This window comes from Polycladomyces subterraneus, from assembly GCF_030433435.1.
Taxonomy (GTDB): domain Bacteria; phylum Bacillota; class Bacilli; order Thermoactinomycetales; family JIR-001; genus Polycladomyces; species Polycladomyces subterraneus.
Genome location: NZ_JANRHH010000018.1, coordinates 1 through 22,296 on the forward strand (window position 1 = coordinate 1; position 22,296 = coordinate 22,296).

Sequence of the window (22,296 nt, forward strand, 5' to 3'; positions counted from 1 at the left end):
AGCCTACAAGGTATCTCCCATCAAGGGGAGTAGTGGCCGAGTGGCACGGCCCGTGGCCATGTCTTACCATCTTGGTTGGCATGGTGTCACTGAACCGAAGTACAGTGCTCAACCTGTACGCATCCTGATTGGATGCCCCCGAATTTATTCGGGGGAGGATGTCACGAACGGGAAAATTACTGTTTAAAGATGTCAAAAAACATAGCCTTAAGCTTTTAGAAGCAAGGAATTTTAACTCAGGCAACGTTTTGCTTCACTATAGAATCGATAAGTAGAGCAAGGTGGAACTAAAATAAAAAGCACTTTAAAACGGGATCAATGCAGGTCTGGCATGATAAGGCTGTTGGGGGAGAGGGGAAACTCTCTCTTTTTTTGTGTGGCGGGAGATCCCCTCCAAATCAGAGGGCAAAATTCTGGGGCTGGTAGGGGTTCTTGCCATAAACTCAGCATAAAAGCTGGGCAAAATCCACAACGTGGTTTGTCACTCCATGCTCTTGGCTGGCGGTTACGAAGAGAATCTCGAAGAACAGCGTAAGATACTGGAAGCTGAGGGCTGGAATGAGGAGCAAATCCAACCGCCATCGAGATGGGAAGCGCTATTCCGGAGAAAATCTTAGCTGACATTCGGAAATACGAGGTGTCAACGCGGTTACTTTGTCAAAACCTGCACGTTTGAGAACATCGGCAAGTAGCTGATCCACTTCCACCATCTGGAAAGACTTTTCCAATCGGAACTCGTCGAACGTTTGGGTGACAAGTCACAACAGGTGTGCAAGGACGAAGAGAACGAGTACTCCCGTGCGAGCAGTGAGAAAATCCGCCAAATTCTCGCCGCTCTCGATATCGAAGTGACCATTTCCCCGACGTTGTCGAAAGCCTCGGGGGATGAGTACGCCTACTCCAAAAAGCCGATCAGTTCGTGTCCTTCGCGGAGAAACACCCCCAATGGCGTTCTTCCCGTTCATTCGGCAACCTGAAGGTCACGTAACATTTGTTCCTTGGAACAAACATCAACTCCATCGGAAGTCCCTTCCGTCAAACGGAGATAATCTGGGCTGGAGATGTAAACGGCATACAAATCATCCAGATGATCTTCATCGATCGGGGGAACCGTCAATCGTTCAGTGGCAAACATCCCTCTACCTCCTATGGGAAAGCCTCGCATTTATATCCCATTTTATTTCTCCATTGTTGCATGTTTGTGTTTCATCAGTTATGTAGTCTTTCCCATATCATAGCAAGAAATAATGTCCGCTAAATGCGATTAGCGGACATAGCCCGTTTAAACAACTCAGAGTCGTGTATTTTTCATTTATTTTCCATATCCAGATATAAAAACGTCTCCCTTGACTGGTCGATTTTGACCAGTCTTTTTATTGTCTATTACTACTAGGGTTGGGGTAGCGAAGACCGATTTTGCCGTCATTCGACCAATAAATTGACTTGAGATGCAACGTGGGACAAAGCGAAACAGGTTGGGGTGGACAAACAGCTTTATGAATATATCAAGAAGGCTTTCTGACCCCAGCATTGATCCAAAACCAAGTTTTCCGACCCGATTAATATCTTCCGGAACATAGGGGAAATCATTAGAATGCGAAATAGGCTGGTACAATGTGTTTTTCTGTCCATCAATTCAACAAATCCACATATAATACCCAGTTAAAAGACCACCGGCTTGTCAATAGCCTTAAGCCGCTCTGGTAAAGAGTGCTCCATATTTCGATTTGGGTTGCCGAGTGCTTGGTGTCTATTTTATCCTCAGTGAGCCCCGACGGACACCCAAGGCACTGGTCAAGCGGTAGGCATTCTACAGAACGCCGATTTTTCCTGATGGTAAGGGAGATCGGCTTTTGTTTTCCTTGAATAAAAAAGGGCACACTCCCCAAAAAAAAGGGATTGACATTGACGTATACGTAAAGGTGTACAGTTATGGTGTCAGGAGGTGAACACATGGAATACACCGTGCAAAAGCTGGCTCAGTTGGCAGGAATCAGTACCAGAACACTTCGGTATTATGATGAGATCGGGATTCTGAAGCCAGCAAGAATCAACTCGTCGGGATACCGGATTTATGGTCAGGCGGAAGTAGACCGTTTACAGCAAATCCTGTTTTACAAGGAATTAGGGGTCAGTCTTGATGTAATTAAAGAAATCGTCACTTCCCCTTCCTATGACGGAGCCAAAGCTCTTCGGGAACACCGTGAACAACTCCTCGACAAAAGAAAGCGGTTGGATTTGCTGATCGCCATTGTGGAAAAAACAATTGCTTCAATGGAAGGGAGAATCATCATGACCGATAAAGAGAAGTTTGAAGGTTTCAAGCAGGAGATGATTGACGACAACGAGGCTAAGTACGGGAAAGAAATCCGTGCAAAATATGGCGATGATGTCGTGAACCGATCCAATGAAAAACTGAAGAACCTGACGAAAGAAGAGTATGAAGAGGTTACCCGTTTGGCGGATGAAGTCCTGGCGACACTTTCCGAAGCGTTTGCAAATGGTGACCCAGCCAGCGACATCGCGCAAAAAACGGCTGAGTTGCATAAGCAGTGGCTTATGTATTACTGGAGCGAATACAGCAAAGAAGCGCATGCTGAACTTGCCCAAATGTATGTGGATGATGTACGGTTTAAGGCATACTATGAAAAGAGGCCCGGTATGACCGAATTCCTGAGAGACGCGATTTACATCTATACAGGCGTTACGAAATAAATATAGGTAATGTGCGTTCACCAGATGGTTTGAACCTAGGAGAACACCACCGACTTTTCAGGTCCATGAGTGAGATCAGGTTGTTTGACCAGCGATGCGTTGTAATCAAAAGTAGGGGTGGATGGTTTCTTCCACGTAACTTAGTCATGCCAACCCAGCGGAAAAACCGCTGGGTCTTTCAATAATCTCACGTCAACCGGTAAAATACGGGAGGCGCTTTTTGTTGAAATCCTGCCCGATATACTAAATACTCGTATTTGAACCAGAGGGAGTATTTTCAACTCCTAGAAAAGGTTACTTTTGTTGGGGTGGACACTCCCGGTTTTTCACTCCGCCGACTGGATTACAGCATCATCACCGAGAGAAAAGCAAAGTACGCGGTTTATGAGAAGTTGACGCCACCGCGGATCTTAACATCCGAGGGCGAGTGCATCGTCGGGGAACTTAACACCGACCATTTCCCCAAAGGTGCCTAGGCGGGCATACCCGTTTCATCCGGCATCATTGAGGGAAGGGCGCGGGTTGTTTTAAAATGGAGGATGCTAACATCGAAAATGGCGATATCCTGGTGACTGTGCTCACTGATCCCAGCTGGACACCGTTGTTTGTATCAGTCAAAGACTTGGTGACGAAAGTAGGCGGGCTGATGACACATGGTTCTGTCATTGCGCGTGAATGCGGTATTCCGGCAGTCGTAGAGGTGGATAACGCCACGAAGCTGATTAAAGACGGACAGCGGATTCGTGTGAACGGCACAGAAGGGTATATTGAACTGTTGTGAATTGAGATGACCAATGTAAGTTAGCGGTCATTCATCCCTCGGATCTCCCCTTAACAGGTCCATCTTAAGAAGCGGAGAAGAAGTGATTAAGAAGTGAAAAGGAAGTGGCTAAGAAGTAACCAATCCACTTCTGGATTCCAAAAATGACAGCTCCTCACCTTCTAAAAACGTCGCTGAGTTAGGCCAAATTTTCGGGCTAAGTACATCGGTTCCCTTAACGTACAGGGAAGCGGTTTTTTGTCCTAAGCGATCCGGACCCGTTAGTATCGGAAGTTAGGACAATGGAAAAACATTGTTTATCCTGTTAAACAGGAATGAAAACATCTTGGGGACTCTTTTCCTAAAGGCTTTATAATTGTGTTCTGCACCGACCACAACTTGAAATTTGGTATTAGAAACCTTACTCTTCAGGATTTCATAAATAGCTTTGTTCGAAGCCACAAATTCTTTACTAATCGCATGTTCTTCCCCAGCTTCTTCTGTTCCACAGTCCAAGTAAAACAGTTCAATTGCAGAAATATCAGATGCACGTAATAAATTCTCTATTTCCTCTTGGTTCCGATAAAAGGCGGAAGATATTCCAGCTACTTTGGTGAAAATTTCGGGATAACGACAGGCAGCAAAAGTTGAAATGAGACCTCCTAATGAAACTCCCGCCATATAGGTCTTATTTGGGAGAGTGCGGTATTTATTATCTATTAATGGTTTCAGTTCATTTACAATAAAGTCGACGTAAGGTTCACCTCTACCTCCTAAGGAGCTGACATCACCTATTAGCTTTCTGCTAAATTCACCATTCACCCATGGACAATATTCATTCACTCGTCCTTCACGGGAAGGGTTGGAGTCAATACCTACCACGATGAGGTCAAAACCAATTTCATCTAAATAGGCTTCCAGTCCTAAAGAAGTTCCACCAATGGCGTCTTTATCTCGAAATACATTTTGTCCATCGTGCATATACAGAACAGGGAATCTCTTGCCTATCTGATGGTAACTTTGTGGCAAATAAACTCTTACGGTTCTCTCTGTGTCAAATGGAGTTATTAGAATCGAGAATTCATCGAGCATCAAGTCACCTTCTTCTATACGGTTTTTTCGGACTAAATTTTGTGGAAATGCCAAACTCTTTGACTTTGTGTTCCGGGGGATCTTTAAAATGGTCGGTAAACTTGCCCTGATAAGACAATGAATATGAACACCAGAATTATCATAATCCCCACAAAAGCTGCAATCCAAGAAACCCATTTCTTATTCAACTTCATAACCTGCCCCCCTCCCTTTTATTTAAATGGAGGCGGCATGCCCCCAACCAGCCCTCACAACAAGTTGAGGACAGGTGTACGGGTGTTCAGCAATAGGGATTGGATATACTGTTATGGGACCCCTGAATCTGTTGAACAGCGCTTCAATAAAAATAATGCGAATTCCTCTCACTTATTCCTTTTTATAAACATCTAAACATCACACGATGCTGGATCTAAATCACCGATAACGATAAATCATGAGGGCGTCATACTGATCCATTATCTGGTCCGATAATAATTATGGACAGTATATAGAGGCCAATTCCAATATTTAGTGCCTTGGGCGATGACAAAACGGTCTAACCAAAGTTCAAAATTTAGGTTCAAATTTTGGGCATCCTCGAAAATGCTGGATTCCCACCAGATTAGATAGTCGTTTTCTCCTTTATTCGCTTTGTCACCATCAATTAATAAATAACCACCATCTTGATATCCAATCGGATACCAAGATTCCAAGAACGACCCAACTTTTTATGTTCAATGATCTCTGACACCATATACAACTCAAATTGCCCGCCAAACCATGGTTTAAAAAGAACTGCGCCATTGTGTATCCGCAAAAAGGTTTTATAGTCTTCCGGAAGCTGTACTCCTGTGGAACGGGTAAATGTTTGAATTTCCTCATCTGTTGCGGGTTCTCGAAAATAAAACTCCATTTCCTCTACAAAGCCTTCTTCTTTCTGAACCGTTAGTTTATTATCAACCAAGCGTTTCTTAAGTCCAGCAAGTGTTTTCTGGATCAGGGATTGTTCCACCGGGCTCACTCCTTCTTTAGCACCCAGTATAAATTTTTGCACGGGTGACCGCGGCGGTGCCGCGGCGACCGTCTCATCGGGGTTAGGGGGAAGGAAAATAAGAAACGAGGTGCTGTTTAATAACAAGTTCAAAAGGGAATTGAAGCGAAGAAACGATACTTTGAGAAGGAGCAGATATATTTCAGCAATCAGTTTTTAGCGGTTAATGATGACTTTGACATAGAATGGAGAGATTTCATCTATAATTTATATAATAAAATTTGTAATGATGTATTTGCTCATAAAAACATATCATTTACATCGCCTTTTAATAGAATGTACATTTATAGGCTAAAAAAGGAAAGACCCGATATTCTGGATGTTTTTCTGCAAAAATCCCCTGGTGTTGATATTGATATTCCGATTTTATAATGCAAATGAACCAAAAAACATCACATATTTCGAAATATTGATCCTCGGGATTTCCCGCCGCGCCTCCCCCTTGTGTTACCGTTAAACAGGCTTTATTCGAATTCACCTTTGTTACAAAACCGCAACCATCTAGCATTCGCTCAAAAATGTGTCCTGTGAAAATTCTACTCCCGTATTCCGTATATAGGAGTGAAACCGGATCTGAAGGGGGGCAGTCCCAGACACGTGGACTGGTGAAGGAGGGCTGTGGAATGAAGAAATTATTCACCTCGATATTGTTGGTCATGCTCGTCGTTTTGACGGGCTGTGTTGGTCAAAAAAACGCCGCTGATTCTGCCTCTCCCAAACAGTTTCAAACTGCTGCTCAATTGGTAGAGGCAGTGGACGGTGACACCGCAAAGTTTAAGATTGACGGGAAAGTGGAAACAGTTCGGTTTCTCCTTATCAATACACCTAGGACGCATCACCCGAAGTTAGGAAAACAACCACTTGGGCCGGAAGCGAGTGCGTTTACTAAAAACCTGCTGACCCATGCCCATCGCATCACGTTGGAATTTGACGTTGAAAAAAGTGATAAATACGGTCGTATGCTGGCCTATGTGTATGCAGATGGGAAAAGCGTTCAGGAAGAACTGCTGAAAAGAGGACTCGCACGTGTTGGTTACATATACGAAAGCCGTCGGCACCTTGCCGATTTTCGGAAAGTAGAGAACGTGGCTAAAACGAAGCACTTAGGTATTTGGAAATGCCCCGGATATGTCACTGATCACGGCTTTGACCCCAGCAAATGGTGTGAAAACATACTTCCTGCTCCAGTGAAAAAACCCGTCGGTGACGTAGATTGTACCGATTTCAAGACAAAGGAAGAAGCGCAGTGGTTCTTTGAAATCCATCAACCCGGTGATCCATACAAGCTGGATGGTGATCAAGATGGTATCGCCTGTGAACAGTTACCTGCGAGCAGTTACCGTGAATAATACGGAGGCACAGGATGGATCAAAAACAATGATTACGGAGGCTGAAGACTTTAGAAACTGGTGATCTATTGATCTTTCCGCCATCTCGTTCATCCGACAGGATTGATGTCGGCCGATCGCTTGTTGGTACTCAGCCGGGTGGATCGTGATAATGGATGAGAAGGAACCATCTATATCTCGAAACGCTGAAAAGGTGATTGACTACCTTTTGACTCTCTCCGCCCGATCAACGAGCTGATTTGGAATGAGAAATGTATGAAACAATAATCTCTTGTGGAAAGACCTTGGCGATTAACGGAGCTCACGAGCCATGCCGTAGGTGGAGTTTTTTATTATACCCCCTGGAAAAGAGTGGTTTCTCTTGTCTCAAAAACGATCTGTTTTTGAGACTTTCCGACGAGAGCTTCTTGTGTTGCCAAACAAGGTGGCCGTTTCGATGAGTTATGAGACAATAAGGGCGGAATCGAGAGGTGGGGAGGGGAATGCTCGTCGAGTATGCACAGGTTTCATACGCATGAACAAAACTTGGATCTCCAAAACTAGGTTCATTGGACTTAAAAAACACCGCCCCATAAGGGGGGGACGGTGATGTTATTGACAATGCTAAGAAGAAAATAGATAAAATCGGATGGAGATCAGGGTGAAAGGACCCATCTTCGAGCCGCAACCCGGTTAGGGCGATGCTACCTCATCTCGGACCTACCCGGAGGAGGAGAAAAGGCACTTGAGTATCTACGGTCAAAACATTGCCCAGCTTTTATTGCTAGGTATTTTCTTTTGGTTCGACATTATACAGTAGACCTCATTAGTCTCAAAAACGATACTTTTTAAGAAGTATTTCAACGAAAGAATGGTGAAACTTATCCAAAACCGCCATCATCGTCAGAGGTGAAATCGAATGAATCTGAAACGACAACTTGTTCGCGCCTTTTGCTTGGCACTCTTATCAGCTGTTGCGTTTGGTTTAACTGCATTTCTTGTAAGTGCACACAGAGTCACCCGATTTGATGATACGGTCATGTCGTGGATTCAAAGCTTTAAGTCACCAACCTTGACAAGGATGATGGAATTTTTTACTTGGATTGGTTCAGGAATGGTGATCACCATATTATCGATCCTTACACTATTGATTTTGTCGAAAGTAATCCAACATCGATCGGAATTGGTTCTGTATGTTGTCGTGGTGGCTGGGGCGGGGATTTTGAATCAAATTTTAAAGAGTTTGTTCCACCGGGCTCGGCCCAGCCTGCACCGACTGATTGAGGCAAGAGGATTTAGCTTCCCAAGCGGTCATTCCATGGAGGCGGTCGCCTTTTACGGTATTCTGTCATTTCTCCTCTGGCGGTATATCCCAAGCAGCTTTGGAAGGGGACTCCTGCTTTTTATGAGTACCATCATGATTCTTGCGATAGGTACAAGCCGTATTTATTTGGGAGTTCATTACCCCAGCGATATTATTGGCGGATACTTCGCCAGCGGATGTTGGCTTGCAGCGGCGATTTGGTCCTATCAGCGTTATCGGGAAAAACAGTATGAAAAAAAGACCAGGTAAAAATGACTTTACTAGTTTACGGGCTCCAATTTCCCAGTAAAGCAGTTGGCTGTCCGGTCGATATGTCAAAAGAAGCAGTTGATGTCATTGAACAACGGTTTGACGATATTGACAAACGCTTAGAACGCATTGAGCGACAAGCCGAGGACGTTGTCGAGCGGCTAAACACCATTAAGAAAGATCTATGTCCCATATGGGTTTACCCTAACTTCCAGTGGAAGGAAACGGGAAACCCGGTTTGGTCGCCCTGGCGAAGGCTTATTATTTCGTGTTTCCATTAACATGGTAAATGGAGAAAAGTTATAGAGGAAGGGGAAGCGTGGTTCCCGCCAAGGATTTAGTAGTGATTCCCAACGCGTCGGTTGTTCCGTTGGATCCCATGTCGGAACCACCACGGATTACTCACAAAATCATACTTCCCCCGCTCAACCTGATAATCGAGGAGAAAGGTACATCTTGCTCGATCCACCTAACCGAACACAGGAGTGGCAGATGCTCTTACGTCCGCTGTGGCAAAAAGGAGGGAAAGAGAGAAGATCATTTGTCCACGTTGCCACTCGGAGGCCCGTTCGCCAGTACGGGGAAGGTGACAAGGTGTGTTTTCCGGTGGCTTGTAGGTCCGGTCTCGGCCGGTATCGTGATCACGACACAGTAGGTGAGTTTTACACTATTTGGTTATATCGAGGGGATCAGTTTCAGTGAGCCTACATGAGGAGAAAACGGATAAAAAAAACCGAACCGTCCCTTTGTCTTTGTCCACCGTCCCTTTTCTTGTTTCCATCGTGGGATTGATCGCTGCATTAAAATTTATAAAAATCCCTTTGTATTCTGGACTAGTAGCGGGATGGCTGACAGCCGTATTGATATCCCTCTTCCATGGAGGGACATTTAGGTCAGTGGTTCGCGCGACATCTCAAGGGATGAAGAGCACTTTCTTCGTTGTCGCCATTCTCTTGCTAATTGCTGGGGTCATCTCAGTATGGCTTGCTTCTGGGACGGTCCCGGCCATGATTTGCTATGGGATACAATTGATTCACCCCAATTTTCTTGTTGTGACCGCTTTTTTACTAGCAGCGGTCTCGTCGATGGTTCTGGGCTCTTCTGTAGCGACCCTATCCACCATGGGGGTTGCTATTGCGGAGATAGCACAAGTTTTTAATCTATCCCCCGCACTCATCGGAGGTGCACTCATCTCCGGTGCAATGGTTGGGGATCGCACATCACCCGTTTCAGGAACGTTTCACTTGGTTGCCCATATGACGGAAACCAAAGCGGAAGAGAATTACAAACCAATGTGGCAGACGGGAATACCAATGATCGTCTTATGTATCCTTCTCTTCATTTACCTTGGGTACGGCAAAGCTTCCGGGAGTCTTCATCCCATGAGCCATCCCTTACTGAAAGAATTAATCCTACATTTTCAAATGCCCTGGTACGTGTTGATCCCTCCTATTCTGGTGCTCATATTGGCTATGTTTCGTGTTTCTATCCTGCTGAATCTCGGGATCGGCATCATATTGGGGACCCTCTTCTCCGTCACGCTGCAAGAAGATTCATGGCTCTCGGTTTTACGTTCTCTGTGGCTCGGTTATGATTTTCAGGTGAACGGACAAGTACTGCTCCACGGCGGAGGTATCTGGCCGATGTTCAACGAGGTTTTACTGATTGTCGCGGCGGGGGCTTTAAACGGGGTCATGGAGGACAGTGGTATGTTACATACAATCGTTGCTTCGTTACTGCGGCGCGTTCGCTCGAAAAGCGGATTGATCGGCGTGACTGTCTTACTAAGTATCTCTATGTCATTACTGGCATGCAATCAGTCATTATCCGTGATTGTGCCGGGACGAACTCTTCGTTCCAAATTTGAGAAGCTGGGAGTTCCTCCTCGTTATTTGGTGAGAAGTTTAGCGGACTCGGGTGTCGTCGTTTCGCCGCTGATCCCTTGGAATTTACATGGTATCCTCTGTTCTACGGCTATGGGTATACCAACACTCGTTTACTTCCCGTATGCTTTCTTTTTGTGGGGATTGCCCATCATAACCCTTCTGCTCGCCTTTCGGCCAAGAAGGTTTCCTTCAAATGACTTCGGAATGGGAGTGAGATGCCAACCGAAAAGTGGACACCGGACAGATGGACGTAGAAAAGGTGGATATGACGAAAGTGGGTGACAGCGAAGTGGGCGAAATCACCCAGGCGAGTGGAATCACCCAGGTGGGTGAAACCGCCCAGGTGGGTGAAACCACCCAGGCGGGCGGAATCGCCCAGCAAGTGGGCGACACCAAACAAGTGGGTGATACCCAGACGGAAGAAATCACCCATGACGGAATCACCCAAGATGAAATCGCTCAAGGAAAAGTGGTGTTTCTGAAGGACAAGATCGCCCAATCAAAGATAGCTAATAAATTAAAGAAATCCAGAAAGCCGAAGGAAATCGCCCAAGCAATTGAATGTGCTCTTGCCCATAAGCAACAACATAAGAACTACCAATCAAAAGAGAGTTGATGGATTTGGCGGGTTGCACCGATTATATCGCACGCAAAACACTCAGAATAATTGAGGAAGTAACCGAGGAAATGAGCCAAACAGGATAAAGTCGAAACACGGCCACAGTGCCGAGTCAACCATGACGCTCCTCTTCTTCTTCCGTATGGCAACTGCCCAACACTTTGCTGGACTGATGGACGTAAAACCCGAAACTGTCATCTATATGATCCACGCCATCAATAAAAACGAACGTGGGCGCGCAGTTGAATCGTATAAGTTACGTGGTACCCATAGCCCCAAAGTTTACACCTTGGGTCCACGTGGATGTCAGATGGTGGGGGAAACACTTGGGATTAAAGTGGAGTATTATCCGTTTTCCAAGCGACAAGGACGCCAGGAGCGTGGAACATAAACTCTACAACATCCGAAGAAAGTACAAGGCGGTTTGGGATGAACTGACGGAAACTGAAAAAGAGCGAGCAAGAAGAGAGATAAAGGAACTGAAGAAGGAATTGATGACGATTCCGTACAACGATCCGATGGACGAGAAATACAAGCGACTGCAATACGTCAGATACGCAGACGATTTCATCATAGGGGTAATAGGCAGCAAAGAAGATTGTGAAAAAATCAAGGCCACGGAATTCCTCGCCAAAGAGTTGAAGCTGGAACTCTCGCAAGAAAAAACGCTCATTACACACAGCAGCAAAAAAGCCAGATTCCTGGGATATGACATAACCGTAAAAAGAAGCAACAGCACTAAAACAAATGTGAACGGAATACAGCGAAGAACGAGGAATATGGTCTGTCAACTATTAGTCCCCAGAGAGATATGGGTTAAGAAACTCCTTGAGATAAAAGCAATGAGAGTTGATCCAATAACGGGACAGTGGAAACCAATTCATCGGAGTGCCCTTCTGAGGAATGACGATCTTGAAATACTTGAGACTAACAACTCGGAGATAAGAGGGCTGTACAACTATTACAAGCTAGCAAACAACGCAATCACACTGTCTAATTTCAAATACTTCATGGAGTACAGCATGTACAAGACGTTTGCGGCCAAGTATAACACAAGTGTGAAAAAGATCCTCAGCAAATACAAGATAAATGGTCGATTCGCCGTAAGATACGAGACAAAAGAAGGCCCGAAAATCCGATGGTTCTACAAACAAGGTTTCAAGCGTTACCGGGAAAAGATAACGGCTGGCGATCCTACAATAGACCTTGAAATGAACACACTCAGGATCAGGGGGACACTGACGAGCTTGATTGCTTGTAGCAAGAAAATGTGAATGGTGCGGAACTGAGGACACACCCTTAGAAATGCACCACGTTCGGCGGTTGAAAGACCTAAAGGGAAAGAAGCAATGGGAGAAGCAGATGCTGTCTAGAAGACGCAAAACGATAGCATTATGCGTCAAGTGCCATGACGATTTACACGCCGGAGGCTAGATTGACAGATGGAGAGCCGTATACCTCGAGAGGGGTACGTACGGTTCGGGGAGGAGTACTTGGAAACCTGCCGCGGAAACACGGCAAGGCGCTGGGTGCTTATTCCACCTCATGCCCGAAAATTGCCGGGAAGCGGGGTTGGATCCCAATACCACCTGCTTCGATCGGCAAAAAACATTCTGGCCGGTGCCAAAGAGATTGCCGGATATTTGATCCGCTACGGTGGCAATCTTCAGCTGGCGTTGGCCGCCTACAACGCCGGGCCGGGTAACGTCGAAAAATATGGAAACACCGTGCCGCCGTTTCGGGAGACGAGAGATTATGTCGTGAAGGTGACTATCTACTACAAAGAGTTTGGAGGAAAGGGAAGCCATCTAAATTCCGTATCCATCCGGGATACGATCATGTCAGTCGCAGAGAAGCTAGCCAAATTCAGGAGCCAACACGAAGCATCGGTCAAACAGAAAAAGCCAACCGGTTGTATGAAGGCACTGGCCGCCAAACAAGTGGCTCAGATTAAATCAGGACAAGCTGGCCGATACGGTGCCCTCAGTTGTGCGATTTATTCCTATCAGTCCGACTGGGCGTTTGTCGCCAAGGTGGAAAACATGGCGGCGGAATTCAAGAACAACAGTGGGACGATCACGTATGCAGCGAGTTTGAAAGTACCGGCGGACGTTTACCCTGGCCAGTCAATGGTGAGGTATCCTCTCCGTTTGGACCACGATGGGGCCGTCACCATGACGGGATTGATATTAAGGCACCCATGGGTACACCGGTGTATGCCCCAGCAGACGGTGTTGTCGTCGAGTCCCGAGCGGCCAGCGGGTATGGATGGATGATCTTGATCGACCACGGCAACGGCCTAGCAACCTTGTATGGCCACTCCTACCCCAACCAGGTAAAAGTTCATGTTGGTGACCACGTCAAGAAAGGGCAACAGATCACGGCGGTGGGGAACAACGGTCGGTCGACAGGAGCTCACTTGCATTTTGAGGTTCGTGTTAATGGTACACCTGTTGATCCGATGCAATGGCTCACCAGATAGCCTTCTATTTTCGTTTCTGACAGCCGAAATAGTAGAGAGAATTCCCAGGTATCTATCACAAAATAGAATCCGAAATTGCCCCCTTTCTCTTTGGCTATGAACGTGTCAGGAAGGGGGCAGGGGAGGATGGGAGATGCAAAACCAACGCAATGAGCTGATGCAACTACTGCTGGGCGCCAGCGTTTTTCTGGTGGTGTTGGGATTGATGCTCTGGATGGTAGCCGGTGCCCAGATCGCTTCCACGATTGACCAAGTGATTAGAGTGATAAGAACCAGCTTGCCGTGGATCGTCGGCGTTGTCCTGGCGATTCCGGTGGGAATATGGATTGTCAAAGGGATTATCTATTGGCATCACCGCCGTTTAGCGTATCGGGATGCCCGGTTTATCCGGATCTTGCCGGCTGCAGATATACGGTTGGAACCAGAGAAAGTGATGACGCTGGTCCGCACGTTCGGGGGCATGGTCCGCGGTTGGCGGCTGAAATGGACCCGCGGAAACCCGTGGTTTCGGTTGCGCTTCTACGAAGACGAAAACCGGGAGATCGCCATCTACTTGGGATACCCGCAAGACAAACGAAGCAGCGTGTATGACACGATCCGCAGTATTTATCCCAGCGCCAAAATTCACGACATCCCACGGGCGGATCTGCCCAAACCGGCCAGGAACGGAGCCGGCGGACACTTCCTCCTGAAGGGTGGACGCAAAAAAGGGCTACCCTTAGCCTCGTTCTTAGACAAAAAGGAAAGCCAGCTGGGCATCATTCTGGCGTGTCTCCGCCCGGGTACGGTCCTGGACATTCAATTCGCCACAGCTAGCTGGGAGGAGCTAGAGGAGCGGTCGGAGGAGGTACTGGAAAATCTCAAATCCAAGCGGGAAAAGGACCTTGATCCCCACGAAAAGGCGCAAAAAAAGCAAATCGCCAAAAACCTGACCGGAAACGAGGTGACGTTTTACGTCTCCATCTCCATTTGGTCTGATCACGAGCACGCCCCTTCTGTGGCACGCTCGATCGCAAACACACTGGAAACAACAATGAATTACAGTGGAGCCATCCGTTTTATTCGGCACAATATCCGAGCTTTGATCCAAGACGTTCACCCGATTCCATGGCCGGTGCCCTGGTTTAAGATGACATGGACGGACAAGGAATTGGCCAACCTGTTCCACTTGCCGCCGGCGGATCATCCGATTTACCAGGAGCCGGCGGACAGGGATGAGCGGGGATATCTGGTTCACCTGGCGAAGGGCCAACGTGCTCTGTCCGATTGGGAATTGAACGAAGGGGTGTTCATTGGTGAAGTTATCCATCCGTTGCAAAAACGGTCGGCACGCATTGATTTTGAACAGCTAACCAAACACTTCATCTGCACGGGACCGCCCGGAATGGGGAAATCCAGCATGATGGTAGAGATGATCCAATCCATCCTGGAGATGTGGGCCAAAGAGCCGGACACCACGCCCGGGTTTACGTACATCGACCCGGCCCGAGAGACGATCGCCATCATTCTAAACCGACTGCGCCACATGAAACAGCAAGGAATCGCCATCCCCGAAGAAAAGATACATTACTTCCCGATCACACCGGATGCCACGCTTGCAATCGGGTTGAACCTGCTGCATAAGACGGCCGGCGTGCCACTTAATGAGGTGGCCGAGTCCGCAGCAGAAGTAATCCTGTCCACGGTGCCCAACAGCGACAGCTTGAGCCGAACCAAGCGGCTGTTGTCCATGGCGATCCAGACGCTGTTGGAAGATGATAAGGTTCATACGATCCTTGGGATTGAGGAATTGTTCCGAAACGAGCAGTTCCGAAACCGGGTGATCGCCAAGGTGAACCCTTATGTCAAACGGTTTTGGAAAAACGTCCAGCTGCAAGACAAAGAGTTCAAGGAAGAGGTGGAGCCGATCCTCAACCGGTTGGATCCGCTGCTCAAAAACCCGGCTATGCGCCGGCTGTATTGCCAGCTGGAGTGGACGTTGGATGTACGCCGGTATATGGATGAGGGCCACATCGTCCTGATTGACATTCTGGGCTTGAACAATTTCAACATTAAAACAACCGTGGGTCATTTATTGGGGGAATGACCATGCGGAAATTGAAGTTTACCGCCGGATTGCTGTTGCTTTTGATAATGGCTCTTTTGCTTTACTTTGTATGGCCTTTTTTTTCAAATCCAACCTACGTTATTCTTATTCCAAAGAACTATCACGGTTGGGTGCAAGTATACATGGACATTCCGTATGCTAAAGACCCCCCTAAAGAATTTTGGAACAGATATATCATCAAAGTTCCTCCCAACGGAATGGTCATGACTCCGTTGCCCGCCCAAGTAGCAAACATTGAAACCCATTTTGTTGATGAGCATGGACACCGAACCGAGCTTTTAGATGCAGCAGATCCTCGAGCAAAAGATCCGAATGCTTTATATGTCCAGTATTTTATGACTGAGGGGTTAGATAATCTTCCTTCTCGTGATGTACTCTTTATTGGAACATTCAAGGAGTACGAAAAAGTAAAACAGGAAAATCGCTATCCTGATTATCCCGCAGAAATCAAAAAGAAATTTCATTATCCATATTAAATGGATGTAGGAATCAATTTGTTGCGCTACGGTAGCGGAAATGGACCCTTGGAAGCGTCGTTCCTGGCCAGGCTGCGGGAACGGAATGTGGCGGTGTTCACCCGATCCAAAAATAATGGACCGGGCTGAAATCGTCTGGTATAAATGGTGGATTAGCAAAAAAATAGGAGGTTGTTTGGGGTGCTTTTCCATTGGATCGGACATCCTTCATTTGGTGCCGATGAACAACTGATGGCGGTGCTGTATGATATGGGGATCGCGACGAAGCGACAGCTACTTATCGTCACCGGCTGAACTGACAATCAGCTGAAATGGTATCTCCAACGGATCCGCAAGCGTGAAACGGAGGAGCAAAAGTATCTGAACTCTTACCCCTTGCGGTTCGAATATATGGGCGACAACCGTGGTTACTCTCTCAACAAAGCAGGGATTCGTTACGTTAGGGAGATGATGCAAAGTGACAACATGTATGTCAAAGAGGCACCGGAGGCTCAAATTCGGCACTATCTTGGTATCAATGAGATCCTGATTCGGCTGATTGAGGCCGGGGTTCAACGCGAAGATATAGTCTGGCTTTCTACCGCTGAGGCTACGGATTATTTGTCACGGTTGCTTGAGGCTCACGGTGAAAAGATCGACCGGCGACGTCTAATCCGTCCTGATGCCCGGGCTGTAATCAATAGGACTGCTTTTTGGATTGAGTTTGACAATAGTACGGAGCGCACACGGAAGCTAGAAAGGAAATTTTATGAGTATGTCCACGCTCTGACGTTGGTTCAAAACAAAGATCCAGTTGTGTGGGTGGCTGCCAACCGTAACCGTAAAGAGTACCTTGCCAATCAGTGGGAAGCAGTGAAGAAAGTCAATTATGAGGATAGGGTTGATATCCCAGAAATGTGCTTTTTTGTGGAAGGTGAGGAACTGTCTTTTTTGGAATCCAGAAGTGGATTGGTTACTTCCTAACCACTTCTTTTTCACTTCCTACCCACTTCTTAATCACTTCTTTTCCACTTCTTGCGACAAAGCGAAAACCCTTGATATATAAGGCGTCATCAAAGGGACTTGGTAGTACCAATAAAAACCCCTACTTTTTTATTTATTTCCTACCCTTACACCGCCGAGACGGTCGCCCGCGGCACCGCCGCGGCCACCCATTCGAACCCGGGGTCGGTCACGGGCCTGCACCCACTGGACGTTGCGCTAACTGATGGCGTTTTGATATCGTTGGAAGAGTGAGATACAAAGAATTTTGGTGGCTCTGTAATGAGGGAGATAAATAATAATCATGAAGGAAATAAGAATCAAAGACTGGTTATTGAAAGTGGATGTCGAACAAACAGAAAGAATATACTCTCAGTTATGTACTTTTGCTGAGAGTTGTGGTTGTCTCTATTGTCGTAACTACACTGAGGTGGCAAAACGCTTTTCAATAGAATTACTCGCGTTTTTTCAATCACTTGGAATTGATCCTACCAAATGCGCAGGAGAAATTATGGAATTCGGCAAATTGGAAAACGAGATGCATCATTATGGCGGGTGGTATCATTTTGTAGGTGAAATCGTTGATGGACCAGACTGTATGGTACCCCCAGAAAATTGGAACAAAATTAACTTAATAAAAATAGATTCATTTACGATGGGATTTACCAAAGAAGTCCAGTTGGTCTCGTCAAACTTCCCCGAATCCGTTGTACAATTAGAATTTGTATCTACAATTCCGTGGATACTTCAAGATCTCCCTTAGGATTCAGGGTTTACGATCACAGAATAGAGCAGCAAATGTAGTTAGGAAAGTGTTTGGAACTACGCCGCTTTTAAGAAGTGGCGTTTTTTATTGCCATATTTCACTCTGACGTTGGTTCAAAACAAAGATCCAGTTTATGTCATCCGCTAAAACCGGGGAATATTTTGTATAACGAGGGACGGCTCCTAATATTCTGATCTAAGGGTGTTGAGAAGAGGGGAAACCCTCTCTTTTTTGTGTGTGAAGGTAATCAAAAAAGAGCATGCTTGCACTGCGCTGCTGCACCTACCGCCCAAGGCCCGATCCAAATTGGAAAAAATGGAGATAGGTTGATTCAGGTGGGACTTGGTGTCTCAGCGTCTCGGCTTCATGCTCTTTACTGTATGTATTGTTTCCTTAAAAGTAGTGTCTTATTCGAGAAACTCCCCTTTCCGCAATGTGGTGTCAAATCCCCAGCCAAGGGTTATTTCCCCGGCTTCGCCCTGGCGGGCCGACTCCGGTCAGTCTGCCTGAGGGGGCCTCTCATGGGCAATGGGCCGGCATATCCCCGCCGCTCTCATTGGCCATAGACGCAAAAAAAGACCCGGCAGGTATCAAACTACCTGACCGAGTACAGCTCAACCATTACCGATATTCCACTTCCACTATTTCCCTTTTTGTTTCCACGATAAACCCGCAAATTTCTTTTTGGTACACGCCGTGTCGGTCCGGTATTTCACGATCACCTTGACCATGAAGACCACTCTTTTCCAGAGTGGCCCCAGGGGTAATACAAGAGAAGATGCCACCAGGTGAAAAAATGGAAAGAGTGGTGAATGGCAGCTTTTTCATTTTTTCACCTGTTGACAGCTCTCGCAGCACAGTTCTCGAGGTGTTCTGGCTTAAGTACACTCTACAGGCAGAGGTTGAGAAAATTACTTGGCGGTGAGAACGAAAGCCGTATCTGATATTTTCCCGTTTCCCTAGCTATCAGTGATTCCCATCGGCTTTGGACTCGGACCTAGCTTCTCAATCGAGTTATGAGACATCCGCTAGGTTGCAAGCCCTAGACGGGTTTGCTGGCGGAGGGAAGTTCTGGGAAACCTCTCTTTGGAATCGGTATGAAAAACCAGCGTCATAGTCGCTGAGTTGGGTTATTTTTTAAAGGTTTAAGATACACTTAATAACCAAAGACATAAAATGGAGAGTGCAGCCGAAAGAATCGCTTGGAAAAGTTTCCATTTCTTCTCTTTTTCTGTTTTATTGTAATAATCCAACCAATAAAAGATTGCAAGTAAACCCCAACCAACTGAACCGAACCACAAGCGTTTCGTGTCTGTAAAGATAAGAGAAGCTAGCAAAAAAAGTAGAGCGAGAGTTTTCATTAAGATATTCCTCCACATTATAAAGCTCACTTTCACTACTATCATAGTTGGATAGAAAATAGTTTACAACAATAGTATTTTAAATAAAGTATACTTTTACTCTGTTGATAACCTTTATCATTCATGGCGATGAACTTAGAAAAGGCGCCGGGAACTTACCCTACGATAAACCTCAGATCAACGAACAATGTTTTCCAACGTTTTAACTCCGGTGGTTAATACAAAGATCTATGTCCCATATGGGCTTGCCCTATTGGGATTGTCCTTACTATACCTCGCAGGCGGCCGCCTTGGCGGTGTGGTAACACAACACAAGCCCAGTGTACTGTTACCACTAGGCTTTGCTATTCCGGCATTCCCAATTCGTAAACACAGAGGGTTGAACAACAAGGGGTAGCGTATTTATAGCTACAGATGTTATTAGAGATGGAGGTGTGTTTATGGCAATTAGAATTCGTGAGGGGACGCTCAATGACTGTTCTGCTATTGCAAAAGTTCATGTCGATAGTTGGCGTACCACTTACAACTCCATTGTTCCAAATGAATATCTAATCAACATGTCTTATTCCGACAGTGAGAAGAGATGGATTAAGCGGCTACAACAGGCCGACAATCAACACAAATTGTATGTTGCGGAAAATGAGTCCGGGACAATTGTTGGATTCGCAGGTGGAGGACGTGAACGTTCTGGCGTACCCGGTTACGACGGTGAATTGTACGCTATATATCTGCTAAAAGAGTTTCAACGACAAGGCATTGGTAAACTACTTTTTAAGGCAGTGGTTGATCACCTTGCGACACAATTTCGCTCGATGCTTGTGTGGGTCTTGGCAGAAAATGATTCCCGTTACTTTTATGAAGCTCTTGGAGGTATCTATATCCGTGAGAGCACAATTACGATTGCTGGAAAGGAACTTAAAGAAGTCGCCTACGGATGGGATGATATTCGAAAGTTAAAAGATAACCTGTAGTGAAACACAACGAGTGGACATCAGCAGATGTCTGGGTAAAATCCGGTCGGCAATCGCCTGATGGATCCGTCATGGGCCACTCTGGAAAATAGCGGCTTCATAGAGGGTCAAAACGAAAAGGAGTGTTTCGATGCCGTCTGTTGAAACGGTATGGATACAGGGTCAGGGCTTCTGCAATGAAGATCGGCTCATCATAGATCAGTCGCGCGGTTTGTACGGTGTGGCGGACGGAGCCACCGGTCTGGACCGTTTCAGGGATGAGAACGGTCTGACGGGCGGGGCGATCGCAGCGGAGATAGTGGCTGAACATTTTCTAAACCTGGAGTCGGAAACTGACCTTTTCCAGGCTACGTTGCAAGCCAATGAACGGCTTCGGCAGGTGATGCGCGATCAAGGGATAGATCTGCAAAAGACCGAAACGCTATGGGCCGCGGCACATGCCGTGGTGCGGATCGGAGAACACCACATCGAGTGGGTGCAAAGCGGCGACTGCATGATCTATGCCCTCTACAGGGATCAAACCGTTCGGACGGTGACACGGGATTCGGTGGAAGATCATGACCGCCAAGTGATCGAACTGTGGATTTACACATCCTCCTGTGCCTCTTCCAGCCTCAACAAATCCTTGAAGCGAATTAATTTTCCGGTCATCCCCATTGGCAATCTCCAACCACTTTTTATACGGATCCACCTTTGTTACAAAGCCGCAGAACTTACGTTATGGCGGAAAGCTTCGTTGAAGCGATGTACCATCAGGATACGGAAATTCTCCAGCTGCTTTCCGAGGGACTTATACAACAAACGGGATTTTTTTTATGAAGGAGATGGAAAGGATGACGATCATTTGCACGAAAAAACATGAAACAAATAACGAGAACATCAACGATACAGCTTATCCGCAGAAGTTAATTTGCAATTGACGTTTTGCGGAAAGGCGATAAGGAACAAAACGCCGCTTTTTTGTTTCTGTTTAGTCGAAACGAAACAATCGCCTTGGCGTGGGACATTCTAATGGAGGAAGCACAGCAATCAGGGGTGGGATACAATAATGAATTGTCTAATGAAAATCGTATACATGGCAACCATGTTCATCGTGATGTGCCCGCAGAGCATGGGTGCCGATATCAAACAGCAGGTGTCCGTTCCAAAAAGCAAAAAAGTGGCCATTGTTATCGACGATTTAGGCAATAATATGTCGGGAACCGATGAGATAATGGCAATGCAAATTCCTCTGACTGTGGCAGTGAGACCTTTCATGCCGACAACGAAGCGCGATGCGGAGTGGGCTCATCGGGTCGGTCATGAGGTTCTGGTACATTTGCCGATGGAGCCTCTAAAGGGAAAAAAGCAATGGCTGGGGCCGGGTGCGATTACATCCGATCTTTCGGACGAAGAAATTCGCCGAAGAGTGCGTGCGGCAATCGATGACGTTCCTTACGCGATTGGCGTGAACAATCACATGGGATCCAAAATAACGGCAGATACCCGCATGATGAAAGTCGTTTTGGAGGTTTGCAAGGAACGCGGGTTATTCTTTCTGGACAGCAAAACAAACTATTGGAGCATTGTGGACAATGTCGCCAAGCAGGTGGGTGTATCGTGTGTGGATAACCATATCTTCCTGGATGATAAGTCCAGTAAACGGTACATTATGAAACAAATGAAATTGATTCAATCCCACTTGTCTCATCATAACTACTGCATTGCGATTGGCCATGTCGGCCGTCCCGGCAAAAATACAGCTTTCGTGATCAAAGCTTCCATTCCTGTTATTTCGAAAGAAGCGGATTTTGTTCCTATTTCCAAACTCGTTCCCCATCACTGGAAAATCTTACGCAAAGAAACCGGTATAAGACAAACAACACCGAATCATCACAATATAACACGTCTGATGGGTAGGAAATGAAATCAAGCACCTCAGAAGCGAATTGAATGACTTTCTCGGAATCGACACCTATTTCATTAGGAGCTTGAGCTTGGCCTCGATTTACAGAAAAAGACGCCTGAAAGCCCACGGTTTCAATCGTGGGATGAAAGGTGGCGTTGCTCGGCATCCCCTTTTGGGGATGGTAAGGGCAACCAATTTGCTGTATAATCGAACGTACGAGCGGTGCTCATCCCACTGGTAGTGGGTTTGTTCCTGTGTACG

21 protein-coding genes and 1 pseudogene are annotated in these 22,296 nt (G+C 46.4%); 18 read left to right on the plus strand and 4 right to left on the minus strand.

The features are described 5' to 3' along the window. A partial coding sequence (locus NWF35_RS03685; RefSeq protein WP_301237726.1) for a hypothetical protein occupies nucleotides 1-187 on the plus strand: 187 nt, incomplete at its 5' end. Nucleotides 188-961: 774 nt separating this feature from the next. Here the strand turns inward: NWF35_RS03685 and NWF35_RS03690 are convergent. Further along, a complete protein-coding gene (locus NWF35_RS03690) occupies nucleotides 962-1,135 on the minus strand; it encodes a hypothetical protein (RefSeq protein ID WP_301237727.1) in 174 nt (57 codons plus the stop codon). 818 nt (nucleotides 1,136-1,953) lie between these two features. On the opposite strand from NWF35_RS03690, the gene NWF35_RS03695 reads away from it, so the two are divergent. Continuing rightward, nucleotides 1,954-2,715: a MerR family transcriptional regulator gene (locus NWF35_RS03695; protein ID WP_301237728.1), complete on the plus strand. Its 762-nt coding sequence runs from the start codon at nucleotides 1,954-1,956 to the stop codon at nucleotides 2,713-2,715. Between the two features lie 335 nt (nucleotides 2,716-3,050). Next, nucleotides 3,051-3,496 (plus strand): annotated as a pseudogene (locus NWF35_RS03700) (PEP-utilizing enzyme); the annotation flags it as partial. Between the two features lie 273 nt (nucleotides 3,497-3,769). On the opposite strand, the gene NWF35_RS03705 reads toward NWF35_RS03700, so the two are convergent. Both NWF35_RS03705 and NWF35_RS03710 read right to left on the minus strand, forming a co-directional pair. Next, the gene (locus tag NWF35_RS03705; RefSeq protein ID WP_301237729.1) at nucleotides 3,770-4,567 is read right to left on the minus strand and encodes an alpha/beta hydrolase; all 798 of its coding nucleotides are present in this window, start codon (nucleotides 4,565-4,567) and stop codon (nucleotides 3,770-3,772) included. Nucleotides 4,568-5,210: 643 nt separating this feature from the next. Then, complete coding sequence (locus NWF35_RS03710; RefSeq protein ID WP_301237730.1) at nucleotides 5,211-5,558, minus strand: SMI1/KNR4 family protein; 348 nt, start codon at nucleotides 5,556-5,558, stop codon at nucleotides 5,211-5,213. 662 nt (nucleotides 5,559-6,220) lie between these two features. Between NWF35_RS03710 and NWF35_RS03715 the strand changes: the two genes are divergently transcribed. The 12 genes from NWF35_RS03715 to NWF35_RS03760 all read left to right on the plus strand — a co-directional run bounded on the left by NWF35_RS03715 (nucleotide 6,221) and on the right by NWF35_RS03760 (nucleotide 17,812). Beyond that, the gene (locus NWF35_RS03715) at nucleotides 6,221-6,946 is read left to right on the plus strand and encodes a thermonuclease family protein (RefSeq protein ID WP_301237731.1); all 726 of its coding nucleotides are present in this window, start codon (nucleotides 6,221-6,223) and stop codon (nucleotides 6,944-6,946) included. 898 nt (nucleotides 6,947-7,844) lie between these two features. Continuing rightward, nucleotides 7,845-8,498: a phosphatase PAP2 family protein gene (locus NWF35_RS03720; protein ID WP_301237732.1), complete on the plus strand. Its 654-nt coding sequence runs from the start codon at nucleotides 7,845-7,847 to the stop codon at nucleotides 8,496-8,498. A 698-nt stretch (nucleotides 8,499-9,196) separates the two neighbouring features. Beyond that, complete coding sequence (locus tag NWF35_RS03725; RefSeq protein ID WP_301237733.1) at nucleotides 9,197-10,666, plus strand: Na+/H+ antiporter NhaC family protein; 1,470 nt, start codon at nucleotides 9,197-9,199, stop codon at nucleotides 10,664-10,666. Further along, a complete protein-coding gene (locus NWF35_RS03730) occupies nucleotides 10,650-11,000 on the plus strand; it encodes a hypothetical protein (protein ID WP_301237734.1) in 351 nt (116 codons plus the stop codon). Before NWF35_RS03725 ends, NWF35_RS03730 begins: the two co-directional genes overlap by 17 nt. Nucleotides 11,001-11,329: 329 nt before the next feature. Further along, nucleotides 11,330-12,277 carry a group II intron reverse transcriptase/maturase gene (locus tag NWF35_RS03735; protein WP_301237735.1) on the plus strand — a complete coding sequence of 316 codons (948 nt, stop codon included), beginning with the start codon at nucleotides 11,330-11,332 and terminating at the stop codon, nucleotides 12,275-12,277. Between the two features lie 31 nt (nucleotides 12,278-12,308). Next, on the plus strand, nucleotides 12,309-12,437 hold the full coding sequence (locus NWF35_RS16760; protein ID WP_363321538.1) for an HNH endonuclease: 129 nt from the start codon (nucleotides 12,309-12,311) through the stop codon (nucleotides 12,435-12,437). Nucleotides 12,438-12,496: 59 nt separating this feature from the next. Further along, nucleotides 12,497-13,279: a lytic transglycosylase domain-containing protein gene (locus NWF35_RS03740; protein WP_301237736.1), complete on the plus strand. Its 783-nt coding sequence runs from the start codon at nucleotides 12,497-12,499 to the stop codon at nucleotides 13,277-13,279. After that, complete coding sequence (locus NWF35_RS16765) at nucleotides 13,204-13,485, plus strand: M23 family metallopeptidase (protein ID WP_363321539.1); 282 nt, start codon at nucleotides 13,204-13,206, stop codon at nucleotides 13,483-13,485. Before NWF35_RS03740 ends, NWF35_RS16765 begins: the two co-directional genes overlap by 76 nt. 133 nt (nucleotides 13,486-13,618) lie before the next feature. Further along, a complete protein-coding gene (locus NWF35_RS03745; protein WP_301237737.1) occupies nucleotides 13,619-15,571 on the plus strand; it encodes a type IV secretory system conjugative DNA transfer family protein in 1,953 nt (650 codons plus the stop codon). 2 nt (nucleotides 15,572-15,573) lie between these two features. Next, the gene (locus tag NWF35_RS03750) at nucleotides 15,574-16,068 is read left to right on the plus strand and encodes a DUF6843 domain-containing protein (RefSeq protein ID WP_301237738.1); all 495 of its coding nucleotides are present in this window, start codon (nucleotides 15,574-15,576) and stop codon (nucleotides 16,066-16,068) included. A 390-nt stretch (nucleotides 16,069-16,458) separates the two neighbouring features. After that, nucleotides 16,459-17,031: a replication-relaxation family protein gene (locus tag NWF35_RS03755; protein WP_301237739.1), complete on the plus strand. Its 573-nt coding sequence runs from the start codon at nucleotides 16,459-16,461 to the stop codon at nucleotides 17,029-17,031. A gap of 322 nt (nucleotides 17,032-17,353) precedes the next feature. Next, on the plus strand, nucleotides 17,354-17,812 hold the full coding sequence (locus tag NWF35_RS03760; RefSeq protein WP_301237740.1) for a hypothetical protein: 459 nt from the start codon (nucleotides 17,354-17,356) through the stop codon (nucleotides 17,810-17,812). 1,148 nt (nucleotides 17,813-18,960) lie between these two features. On the opposite strand, the gene NWF35_RS03765 is transcribed toward NWF35_RS03760, so the two are convergent. Beyond that, nucleotides 18,961-19,176, minus strand: a complete 216-nt coding sequence (locus tag NWF35_RS03765; protein ID WP_301237741.1) for a hypothetical protein — start codon at nucleotides 19,174-19,176, stop codon at nucleotides 18,961-18,963. A gap of 440 nt (nucleotides 19,177-19,616) precedes the next feature. Between NWF35_RS03765 and NWF35_RS03770 the strand changes: the two genes are divergently transcribed. The 3 genes from NWF35_RS03770 to NWF35_RS03780 all read left to right on the plus strand — a co-directional run bounded on the left by NWF35_RS03770 (nucleotide 19,617) and on the right by NWF35_RS03780 (nucleotide 22,053). Beyond that, nucleotides 19,617-20,147 carry a GNAT family N-acetyltransferase gene (locus NWF35_RS03770; protein WP_301237742.1) on the plus strand — a complete coding sequence of 177 codons (531 nt, stop codon included), beginning with the start codon at nucleotides 19,617-19,619 and terminating at the stop codon, nucleotides 20,145-20,147. Nucleotides 20,148-20,277: 130 nt separating this feature from the next. After that, nucleotides 20,278-21,009, plus strand: coding sequence for a protein phosphatase 2C domain-containing protein (locus NWF35_RS03775; protein WP_301237743.1), 732 nt, complete (start codon nucleotides 20,278-20,280; stop codon nucleotides 21,007-21,009). A gap of 213 nt (nucleotides 21,010-21,222) precedes the next feature. After that, complete coding sequence (locus NWF35_RS03780; RefSeq protein ID WP_435873826.1) at nucleotides 21,223-22,053, plus strand: divergent polysaccharide deacetylase family protein; 831 nt, start codon at nucleotides 21,223-21,225, stop codon at nucleotides 22,051-22,053. Nucleotides 22,054-22,296: the final 243 nt, after the last annotated feature.

What these genes read in the sequence shown, in the direction of transcription:
- NWF35_RS03690 (WP_301237727.1), bottom strand. Translation starts at nt 1,135, where the DNA reads ATGTTTGCCACTGAACGATTGACGGTTCCCCCGATCGATGAAGATCAT.
- NWF35_RS03695 (WP_301237728.1), top strand. Translation starts at nt 1,954, where the DNA reads ATGGAATACACCGTGCAAAAGCTGGCTCAGTTGGCAGGAATCAGTACC.
- NWF35_RS03705 (WP_301237729.1), bottom strand. Translation starts at nt 4,567, where the DNA reads ATGCTCGATGAATTCTCGATTCTAATAACTCCATTTGACACAGAGAGA.
- NWF35_RS03715 (WP_301237731.1), top strand. Translation starts at nt 6,221, where the DNA reads ATGAAGAAATTATTCACCTCGATATTGTTGGTCATGCTCGTCGTTTTG.
- NWF35_RS03720 (WP_301237732.1), top strand. Translation starts at nt 7,845, where the DNA reads ATGAATCTGAAACGACAACTTGTTCGCGCCTTTTGCTTGGCACTCTTA.
- NWF35_RS03730 (WP_301237734.1), top strand. Translation starts at nt 10,650, where the DNA reads ATGACGAAAGTGGGTGACAGCGAAGTGGGCGAAATCACCCAGGCGAGT.
- NWF35_RS16760 (WP_363321538.1), top strand. Translation starts at nt 12,309, where the DNA reads ATGCACCACGTTCGGCGGTTGAAAGACCTAAAGGGAAAGAAGCAATGG.
- NWF35_RS16765 (WP_363321539.1), top strand. Translation starts at nt 13,204, where the DNA reads ATGGGTACACCGGTGTATGCCCCAGCAGACGGTGTTGTCGTCGAGTCC.
- NWF35_RS03745 (WP_301237737.1), top strand. Translation starts at nt 13,619, where the DNA reads ATGCAAAACCAACGCAATGAGCTGATGCAACTACTGCTGGGCGCCAGC.
- NWF35_RS03750 (WP_301237738.1), top strand. Translation starts at nt 15,574, where the DNA reads ATGCGGAAATTGAAGTTTACCGCCGGATTGCTGTTGCTTTTGATAATG.
- NWF35_RS03755 (WP_301237739.1), top strand. Translation starts at nt 16,459, where the DNA reads ATGGGCGACAACCGTGGTTACTCTCTCAACAAAGCAGGGATTCGTTAC.
- NWF35_RS03760 (WP_301237740.1), top strand. Translation starts at nt 17,354, where the DNA reads ATGAAGGAAATAAGAATCAAAGACTGGTTATTGAAAGTGGATGTCGAA.
- NWF35_RS03765 (WP_301237741.1), bottom strand. Translation starts at nt 19,176, where the DNA reads ATGAAAACTCTCGCTCTACTTTTTTTGCTAGCTTCTCTTATCTTTACA.
- NWF35_RS03770 (WP_301237742.1), top strand. Translation starts at nt 19,617, where the DNA reads ATGGCAATTAGAATTCGTGAGGGGACGCTCAATGACTGTTCTGCTATT.
- NWF35_RS03775 (WP_301237743.1), top strand. Translation starts at nt 20,278, where the DNA reads ATGCCGTCTGTTGAAACGGTATGGATACAGGGTCAGGGCTTCTGCAAT.
- NWF35_RS03780 (WP_435873826.1), top strand. Translation starts at nt 21,223, where the DNA reads ATGGCAACCATGTTCATCGTGATGTGCCCGCAGAGCATGGGTGCCGAT.